The 514-nt window shown below is 81.9% G+C and carries 1 pseudogene; it reads left to right on the top strand.

The annotated features are described in order from the left end of the window. Positions 1–514 (top strand): annotated as a pseudogene (locus GTR00_RS22395) (hypothetical protein); the annotation flags it as partial.

Genomic DNA, 514 nt, shown 5'->3' with positions numbered 1-514 from the left:
CTGCTGGTGGCGGCGGCCGCGCCGGTGGTGCTGGCCGCCGAGGGCTGCCGGCAGTTCCTCGCCGGGGCGCGCGACGGGGACGTGCAGGAGCTGCGGTGGCGCGCGCAGGTGCTCAGCCCGGAGCCCTTCGGCGGCGGGGTGCGCGCGCTCGGCCCGACCGACCGGTGGGCCCCGATGCTGGAGGCGGTGCCCGCGGTGAGCGCGCTGCTGGCCTCGTCGGTGGGCCTGGTGGCCGTCGCGGGCGTGGCGCTGGCGGGCCGGCCGGCGTGGCTGGCGCCGTCCGCCGCGCAGCGCCGCGCGGGCGCGGGCGTCGCCGCGGCGGTGGTGCTGGCCTCGCTGGGGCTGGCGGTGGGCTCGCTGGCGACGGTGTCCGGGACCGGTGGCGGCCTGGCCGCGTACTCCCTCACCCCGCCGTGGGGCTGGCTGGAGGCGTCCGTGCCGCTGGGCACCGCGCTGCTGTGCGCGACGCTGGCGGTGCTGTGCGCGGGGGCGCTCCTGCGGCCCGGCGCACAGC

It is taken from the genome of Kineococcus indalonis (genome assembly GCF_009906395.1).
Classification (GTDB): Bacteria; Actinomycetota; Actinomycetes; order Actinomycetales; family Kineococcaceae; genus Kineococcus; species Kineococcus indalonis.
The sequence above is the reverse complement of the archived record's forward strand: the minus strand, read 5'-3'. Positions and strand labels throughout refer to the sequence as shown.